Origin of the sequence: Paraburkholderia sp., assembly GCF_036488505.1 — a bacterium.
Taxonomy (GTDB): Bacteria; Pseudomonadota; Gammaproteobacteria; order Burkholderiales; family Burkholderiaceae; genus Paraburkholderia.
The window spans coordinates 1-8,066 of the sequence record NZ_DASXHN010000350.1 but is presented as its reverse complement, the minus strand read 5'-3'; the positions used below and the strand labels follow the sequence as shown (position 1 = coordinate 8,066).

At 64.2% G+C, this 8,066-nt stretch carries 6 protein-coding genes and 1 pseudogene; 3 read left to right on the top strand and 4 right to left on the bottom strand.

Annotated features, from left to right (window positions below; all coding sequences use genetic code 11):
* Window positions 1-216 precede the first annotated feature (216 nt).
* Entirely contained in the window at window positions 217-1,704 is a 1,488-nt protein-coding gene (locus tag VGH68_RS20865) for an HD domain-containing phosphohydrolase (RefSeq protein WP_331605595.1), read from the top strand.
* Between the two features lie 109 nt (window positions 1,705-1,813).
* On the opposite strand, the gene VGH68_RS20860 is transcribed toward VGH68_RS20865, so the two are convergent.
* From VGH68_RS20860 to VGH68_RS20845, 4 genes are all read right to left on the bottom strand, one after another.
* Window positions 1,814-2,413: a ParB/Srx family N-terminal domain-containing protein gene (locus VGH68_RS20860; protein ID WP_331605594.1), complete on the bottom strand. Its 600-nt coding sequence runs from the start codon at window positions 2,411-2,413 to the stop codon at window positions 1,814-1,816.
* Window positions 2,414-2,474: 61 nt separating this feature from the next.
* Window positions 2,475-2,975, bottom strand: coding sequence for a flavin reductase family protein (locus VGH68_RS20855; protein ID WP_331605593.1), 501 nt, complete (start codon window positions 2,973-2,975; stop codon window positions 2,475-2,477).
* Window positions 2,976-3,025: 50 nt separating this feature from the next.
* Window positions 3,026-5,374: a PAS domain S-box protein gene (locus tag VGH68_RS20850; protein ID WP_331605592.1), complete on the bottom strand. Its 2,349-nt coding sequence runs from the start codon at window positions 5,372-5,374 to the stop codon at window positions 3,026-3,028.
* 155 nt (window positions 5,375-5,529) lie between these two features.
* Window positions 5,530-6,180, bottom strand: a complete 651-nt coding sequence (locus VGH68_RS20845) for a response regulator (protein WP_331605591.1) — start codon at window positions 6,178-6,180, stop codon at window positions 5,530-5,532.
* Between the two features lie 427 nt (window positions 6,181-6,607).
* Here VGH68_RS20845 and VGH68_RS20840 point away from each other — a divergent pair, with 427 nt between their 5' ends.
* Window positions 6,608-6,916, top strand: a complete 309-nt coding sequence (locus VGH68_RS20840; protein ID WP_331605590.1) for a DUF4148 domain-containing protein — start codon at window positions 6,608-6,610, stop codon at window positions 6,914-6,916.
* Window positions 6,917-7,236: 320 nt separating this feature from the next.
* A pseudogene (locus VGH68_RS20835) lies at window positions 7,237-8,066 on the top strand (hypothetical protein); the annotation flags it as partial.

Below are 8,066 nucleotides of genomic sequence, written 5' to 3'. Positions count from 1 at the left end.
GGTCGCCTTTCGCGGGAGTGCCTGTTTAACGCGTTAGCAAAGAAGACAGGCATTTCTCCGCGCGTGAACAAGCCGCCGCGGCAGCCCGTCGAAGCATACGGGCAGACACGGCGGCCGGCGAGCAGCCCTGTATCGACAGCTGATGCCCGCTCGCCGTATATGTTGCGCAAGCGTCGCGTATGATTCTTTGCTGTTTCTAATGATTTTCTGCACCCCATGCCCAAGTTCGATATTGAAACAGGTCAGACCGCGCTGCGGGTATTCGATTCGGTCAGAGCGCTCGCGTTCATCGGCGACTTGAGCATGGGACAACCGACCGACCATTCGTTGCGCACGGGATGGCTGGCAGCCCGCCTCGCGCAAGCCGCAGGACTGGATTCGCGGGCTTGCGATACGGTCCGCGAAGTGGCGCTACTGCGCTGGTCCGGATGCACTGCGAACGCAGCGGGCTTCGCGCAAGTGTTCGGCGACGACATCGCGATCCGGGTGGCGATGCTGGAAGGGCGACCGGGGTGGGCCGAGCCGCTGGAAGCGTTCGGTGGCGCCGGCGCCGTGATGCCTGCGCTGGCACAGACCCACTGCGAGGTGGCCGGCGAGATCGCGCGCATGCTGGCTCTGTCCAGCGATACCGAAGCCGCGCTGCGTAACATTTTCGAAGCATGGGACGGCGCTGGCTTGCCGGCGAACGTCGCGCGCGACATGGTGCCGATGCCTGTGTTCGTCGTCGCGCTGGCGGGCGACCTGGAGATTTTCACCCGCGCGTATGGCCTCGAACGGGCGCTTGGGCTGATCGGGCAGCGCGCCGGCACGCGGTATCCGGGGCGCCTGGTCGAGACGGCGGCGCGCAATGCAGTCGGCTGGGTAGCGGAACTGGAGCGCGCGTCGCTTGCAGATTTCGACGCCGCACTGACGACATCCGACATGCAGCGGCTTACTTCGGCTGAACTGATCGCCGATGTGATCGACCTGAAATTGCCGTGGATGACGGGTTTTTCGCGCGCGGTGGCGGCGACGGCGGCCGTGTGTTGCGCCCGCCTTGCGCTGGACGAAGCGGCACAGGCGCGCGTTTACCACGCTGGATTGATTCACGGCATCGGACGAGCCGCCGTGCCCAACGACGTGTGGAACCAACACGGACCTTTGGCAGCGAGTGCGTGGGAAAAGGTGCGGCTGGTCCCGTATTGGACCGCGCGCGCGGGCAAACAGACAGGCGCTCTGGGCGAAGCCGCTGAACTCGCTTCTTACGCGTACGAACGGCAAGACGGCTCGGGATACTTCCGTGGCGCTGGCGACAGCGCATTGCCTCTGGAGGCACGCGTCCTTGCGGCGTCGGTAGCATGGGTCGCGTTGCGCGCGACGCGGCCGTGGCGTGCTGCGCTGTCCACTGATGCTGCCGCCCAAACGTTGCGCAACGAGGTTGCGGGCGGCAGGCTATGCGACGAGGTGGTCAGTGCTCTCGTGGCGGGCGACGCGCCGGTGGTCAGGCGGCCGACAAAAAACGCGTCGCAGGGTTCGCTGCTGTCAGTGCGCGAGCTTGACGTGCTACGCGTGATCTCGCGCGGTGCGAGCAACAAGGAAGCCGCACGGGAGTTGACGATGAGTCCGAGCACGGTTCGTACCCATGTTGAGAGCGTGTTTCGCAAGCTCGAATGTTCTACGCGCGCAGCGGCGACGCTCAAGGCCTCGGCGATGGGTTGGCTCTAGGGGCTGTGAGTCTCTAGTGTTCCGACCGTCCCTTCAAGCTGCTCTATTGGCAGCACATTCGTCGGATGCGGGGTGAAGGAGCCGGAGTAACCCGCCAGCGCTCAATCCGCTATGTATCGCGTCCGTCGCCGATATATCCGGGCAGCCCGAGCGCCGCATCGCTCTTCGCGAGCGTCACCGCCTGCTCGACCAGTTCGGCGAACTGCGCGTCGCTTTGCGGCCGCGGCAGCGTAGAGCGGAAAAGGTCCGCCCAGCGAAACTCTGCCAGCGGGACCTGAGTTTTTTCGTATCCGCCGGCATCGCGCACCGCCGCCGCGAGGCTTCGATACTCGTCGTCGATCAGTTCCCACACGTGTTCCGGCAACTCGGAGAACGGCCGTCGCTGGCCTTGGGCGTCGTACGGGGACGTCCATCGCTGGTTTTCCATGCTCAGCCAGAATTCGGCAACGGAACAGGAAGACAGGTCCCGCACCAGCACGACCGGAACCGAGCGGATGTTGGTGTGCCAGAGCGCGGCGGCCACGTGGTGATGATCGATTGCAAAGGGCGTCTGGTTGGGACCGTACACAACGGGTATCGGCTTTTCGGCAATCGCCATGTCCAGATCGTGGCCGCTCAGCGCCGCGTATTGCGCGGCTTTCGAGCGCACTTCCCGCGCCCCATGCGTCAGTTGCGTGGGCCGGATCCGTTCGATTTCCAAGGTAAGCATGCTGCTGTCCTGTTCACCTACGTCGTAATTGCATCGCACCGCGCGCGGCGTCGCCGCGCCGTCACGAAAACGTGGCGGGGTAGAGGCTTTCGCTGCCGTCGAGGTTGCCCGTCTGCGCGTAAAGCATCGGCTGGCCGTTCGGACGGGCGATCGCGCCATCGATCACGCGTGCCAGAACCAGTCTGTGATCTCCCGCCTCGATGTCGTTGACCACCCGGCATTCGAAGTGGGCAAGCGCATCGCGCAGCAGCGGTGCGCCTGTCACGCCCGGCCGCCACGGCGTTGACGCGAGTTTGTCGACCGTGCGCCCGGACTGCGTTCCGAAGTGTTTGGCCAGCTCCTGCTGCTGCGCGCTCAACACGCTGATCGCGAATCCGTCTGCTTCGTGCAGAAGGGTATAAGACTCATGCGCCGCGCTGATACCGAGTGCAACGAGCAGCGGGGAAAACGAAACCTGCATCACCGCGCTGGCAGTAAACGCGTCCCGGCGCTCACCGTTCGCTACGCCGATCACGTACACGCCCGCCGTCAAATGCCTGAACAGCTCCGGGATGCTACTCATTGCCCCTCCCGTCTGCCGCGATGGCGTGACACCGGAACGAACGACGCACATCAGGTGCGAAAGCCGCGTAATACCGCATCGAGTTCCCTGAATGTAAAAGGTTTGCGCAAAGCCGCCCAGCGGAATGCCAACGGCGGCAGCTCGGGCATGTCATTTCCCGATGAAAACACCACGCATAGCGAAGGTCGCATCGCTGTGGCCTGCCGCGCCAGTTCGATGCCGTCCATGTCCGGCATCGTGAGATCCGTAATCAGCACGTCGAATGGCTGCTGCACCAGCCGTTTGAGCGCTTCCGACGGCGAGGTGGTCGATTCCGGCAGGTGCTCGAGCAGGTTCAGCTGTTCCGTGACCGCGTCGGACAGGTTCGGATCGTCGTCGACGAACAGGACGCGCAGCCCGTGTCTGCGTTGACGCGGGGCGATCGGCTCGAGTGCTTGCGCGGCGGGCTTGTTGCGGCCGCCCAGCATCTGTCTGATCCTCTGCGCGAGCTGTTCCCGGCTGTACGGTTTGCCCAGCAGCTCGACGCCGGGGTCGAGTCTGCCGCCGTGGATGATCGCATCGCGCGTATAGCCCGAGGTGAACAGTACTTTCAGTTTCGGCAGCAACTGCAAAGCTTCGATAACCATCTCGGTGCTGCGCACTGGCCCGGGCATCACGACGTCGGAAAAAAGCAGGTCGACGTGAACACCACTTTGCAGCACGGCCAGCGCCTGCTGCGCGGTGTCCGCTTTCAGCACCCGATAGCCGAGCCCGGAAAGCGTATCGATCACGGTGGATTGCACCTTCGGGTCGTCTTCGACGACCAGAATGGTTTCCGTGCCGCCGGTCACGACTACCCGCTCGCGCCGCGGAAGTTCCGTCGCCGGCTGCATCGAACGCGGCAGGTAAATCTTCACGGTGGTCCCGCGGCCGGGCTCGCTATGGATCTCGATATGGCCACCGCTTTGCTTCACGAAGCCGTAGGCCATGCTGAGCCCGAGCCCGGTGCCTTTGCCTTCCGGTTTGGTCGTAAAAAATGGGTCGAACGCGCGCTCGAGGACTTCCTTCGACATGCCCGTTCCGGTGTCCGTGACGGCCAGCAGCACATACTGACCGGCCGCGACATCGGCGAGCGGAGCGACGTCGTCGTCGTCGAGCACCGCGTTGGATAGTTCGATCGTCAGCTCGCCGCCCTGAGGCATCGCATCGCGAGCATTGATCGCGAGATTGAGGATGACGTTTTCGAGCAGTTGAAAATCGATCAGCGTGTTCCACAGACCGGCGGCAAAAACCGTTTTCACGCGTATCGTTTCGTCGAGCGCTCGACGCAACAGGTCGTCGACGCCCTGCAAGGTCGCGGCCAGGTTGATGACCACCGGTTGCAACGGCTGCTGACGGCCAAAGGCGAGCAGTTGCGAGGCCAGCGTCGAGCCGCGGTCGACCGCGTCGAGCGCCTTGTTGAGCCGTTCGCGCGTCCACGCGTCGCGATGGTGCCGGTTATCGAGCAGTTCGAGATTGCCCCGCAAAATCTGCAGCACGTTGTTGAAATCGTGCGCCACGCCGCCCGTCAACTTGCCGACCGCTTCCATCTTCTGCGAGTGGACCAGGGCTTTGCGGGTTTCCTCCAGCAGCCGGTTCGCCTCCATACGCTCGGTGATGTCGCGCGTGATCTTCGCAAAGCCGGCGAGTTCGCCATTGTCCGCGCGGATCGCATCGATCACGACATGGGCCCAGAAACGCTTGCCGTCCTTGCGCACGCGCCATCCTTCGGCCTCGAACCTGCCTTCCTTCGCGGCAATCGCGAGGCCGCGCTGCGGCAGGCCCGCTTGCGCATCTTCAGCGGTGTAAAAACGCGAGAAATGCGAGCCGATGATTTCGTCGGCGGTATACCCCTTGATGCGGCGAGCCCCGGCGTTCCAGTTCGTGATAATCCCTTCGGGCGACAACATGAAAATCGCGTAATCGGTCACGCCGTTGACGAGCATGCGGAAGCGCCGCTCGCTCTCGACGACCGCTTCGTGCGCGCGCCGCTTGTCGGTCATATCGCGCACGATCTTGCCGAAACCGAGCACCTGTCCTTCCTCGTCGCGCAACACGGTCATCACGACATTGGCCCAGAACAGCGACCCGTCCTTGCGCAGCCGCCATCCCTCGGTTTCGGCGTGGCCCGTGCGGCGCGCTCGTTCAAGCGACGCCGCGGCCGTACCGTTGTCGCGATCTTCGCGCGTATGGAAAATTTCGAACGGGCGGCCGATCACCTCTTCGCATGTAAAGCCGTGGATATATTCACCGCCGGCGTTCCAGGTTCTTATCGTGCCATCCGGCGCGAGACCGATGACCGCATAGTCACGTACTGTGTTGACCCAACGCCGGCACCAATCGTCAGAAATCGTCGCGTCGCGTTGGCTAACTGTCACCATCGTCCACTCCCGTTGTCGTTCCGCCGTGTCTCATGGCGGTCCAGAATGGAGGTGGGCGAGCAATTAGCGTGCCCGAGCCGGCGCGCGATTCGTTGGACTGCGCGCCCCCCGGCGCGATGCCGCCGCAACCGGCAGACCGGTCGATCAGTGCGACATCAACGCGAGTGCCGGGAGCGTGTCGACGCCTCCGTCGGCAAATACTGGAGCAGACTTGCGACGCTATCGACGAGACGCTCATACAACCGCTCGGACTCTTCGGTGTCCACCCCGCTTCTGCGCAACCGCCCGATCCGCGCGGCTTGCGCATGCATGAGCTCGATGCCCCGGCATATGCGCACCGCACACTCGGTTCCGAGGGGCGGCGCAAGCGACGCCGCCGCCAGCGCTGAGTCCCATCGTTCCTCGTTGGCGTTGTTGACGATCGGAGGCCGCTGCGGCGAGCGCGTGCGCCGGGAGGTCGCCGTCCGCGCGATGCGTTCGAGCAGATCGACGAGCCGCTCGACGATGACCGGCTTGCGCAGTGTGGCCTCGGCAAGACTTGTCGCCGGCAGATCGGTGCCGGACATGAATATGACCGGCACGTCGCGAAATCGCGGCAACGCCTTCAGGATCCGCACCGCGTCGGGGCCCTCCAAGTACGGCATGTTCACATCGGACACGATTACTTCCGGCTTTCTGTCGATGGCCGCGCGCAGCGCCGCCAGTCCGTCCTGCGCGCTCGCTACATCGTGTCCACGCGAGGCGAGGGCGGCCTCCAGCGCCTCCCGCAAGCCCGCGTCGTCGTCTACCAGCAAGACCTTGCACATGTCACGTTCCACCACTTCGTTCTCGCGCCGCTGCTGCGACTGGCAGTGCCTTCAGCTGGCACATACTGGCTACGCAGCAGCGCGCATTCCTACTGCCTGATAAATTTGTCGAATGCTGTTCGTTGCACTGCGCAACGGCGATGCCTGCCTGCGAGCGCCGCACGACAACGGGCGCGAGCGCTCGACGCGCGCGCGTGGTCGCGCAGAAGTGGCGAAATTTACCCGATGTTGCCATCGGGCGGTGCGGCCCGGCTGGCGCCGGTCTGCGTTTCAAGTTGGTCTGCACCCACCAGGTCCGCTATCGCAGGTTGCCTTGCGAGGCGCAGCGCATGCTGCCGGTGTGGAACGCGCGTTGCGGCGGCGCCAGTGTACAGCGGCGCGACGAGGCTACGCCCACGGCGCGTTTTTCGAAACAAGGAGGCACGACATGAAGTTCCTCACGCAGATGCCGTCTGTTCTCGCCGCCACCGTGTTCGCGCTGGCCGGCTGCGCGGCGGGCGGCATGCAAGGCCCGCAAACCCATCTGAGTGCCGCCCAATGCCGCGACCTGACGGATATCAGGAACAAGGCGCCGGCCACGCGCGAGCGCAACATCAGCGAACTGGCCGCGCTCGAGGCAGCCGGCTACCATCCTGAACGGCGCTTCGATCCTTACTATCCGGACGATCTGATGGCGGCGCAGCGCCAGGTGGATCTCTGGTATCGGACTGAATGCCCGCGGGCGAACACGGGCTGAACCGGCAGCAAGCTGAGTGTTTCCGCGAGTCGCTTCGGACGCACAGCCGCGGCGCTCATCGCCAGCAGATACAACGGACTCTGCACGAGCGTGACGAAACCATCCACCAACCGCGTCACGCCACAACGTCACGCAAAAACGCCACTGTCATAAAAACGCCATGGAATCCGAATAAAGAGGCCTCGCCATCGGTTTCCTGGCTTTTTCCCAACGCTATTGCACACGAACGTCCGAAAACCCGCAGCGCATTGTTTCCCTGCTAACATCGCGCACAAAGTTCAATACATAACCAGGCGGTAGTCGGGTACGGGGAGGCGCAGATGGGCGCAAAAGGACCGTTGGACGTCGTCAACGCACAGGAATGGATCCGCCGCACGGCGCTCACGCTCAAGTCGCGCAGCACCAGCACGCGCCGGGTCGATGCCGCTTACGCCGCCTGGTGCACCGCACGTTTCGATCAACTGAAGGCCGCCAGCTTGCGCGACGCACTCGACGATTACGTCGCGGAGAAGGGCGGCAGTTGGGCGCGCGTCACACGCAATGTGGAAAGCGGCGGCCTGATGGAATTCATCTACCGCGAGGTGAGCGCCGTTGCACCGGCACGGCCGTCCGCCGCGGCCGCGCGCCGTCAGATCCAGAACTTCGATATCCCGCACTCGCGCTACGGCGTGCTGTATCTGCTGGGCAATATCGATATCGACATGAACTACTTCACGATCGCGATGGAAGGCGTGGCCAGCGTCGGCGGCGCGGTCGGCGCCGGCTTCGCGACGAATACGCATCATCTCGACAGCGCAACGCAGGCCGCGCGCCATGTCGATATCGGCGGACACTCGGTGTCGCAGCAGGCGCTCGTCAGGGGCGCCGGGACGGTCGTGAAGTCGGTGCCGAAAATCGGCAAGACGGCCGATTCGATTTTCGGCGTCAGCGCGCCACTCGGCCGCGAGCGCCGCTGGGCGGCGACCGGCACCGTGTGCCCCGCCATGGATAACGCCGACAGCACCGTCGTCAAATCCAAGGTCACGTGGACCTATCCGGTGAGCAAGGCCGGCTTCGAAGTCGTCAAGGAAGATCCGGCGCTGCTCCTCAATCCGTGGGTGCTGCCGGCCACGCTGGCCGCGAGCGCGCTGATCACGGTCACCGAGACGCT

Coding starts and splice junctions, on each gene's coding strand:
- VGH68_RS20840 (WP_331605590.1), top strand. CDS start 6,608: ATGAAGTTCCTCACGCAGATGCCGTCTGTTCTCGCCGCCACCGTGTTC.
- VGH68_RS20845 (WP_331605591.1), bottom strand. CDS start 6,180: ATGTGCAAGGTCTTGCTGGTAGACGACGACGCGGGCTTGCGGGAGGCG.
- VGH68_RS20860 (WP_331605594.1), bottom strand. CDS start 2,413: ATGCTTACCTTGGAAATCGAACGGATCCGGCCCACGCAACTGACGCAT.
- VGH68_RS20855 (WP_331605593.1), bottom strand. CDS start 2,975: ATGAGTAGCATCCCGGAGCTGTTCAGGCATTTGACGGCGGGCGTGTAC.
- VGH68_RS20865 (WP_331605595.1), top strand. CDS start 217: ATGCCCAAGTTCGATATTGAAACAGGTCAGACCGCGCTGCGGGTATTC.
- VGH68_RS20850 (WP_331605592.1), bottom strand. CDS start 5,374: ATGGTGACAGTTAGCCAACGCGACGCGACGATTTCTGACGATTGGTGC.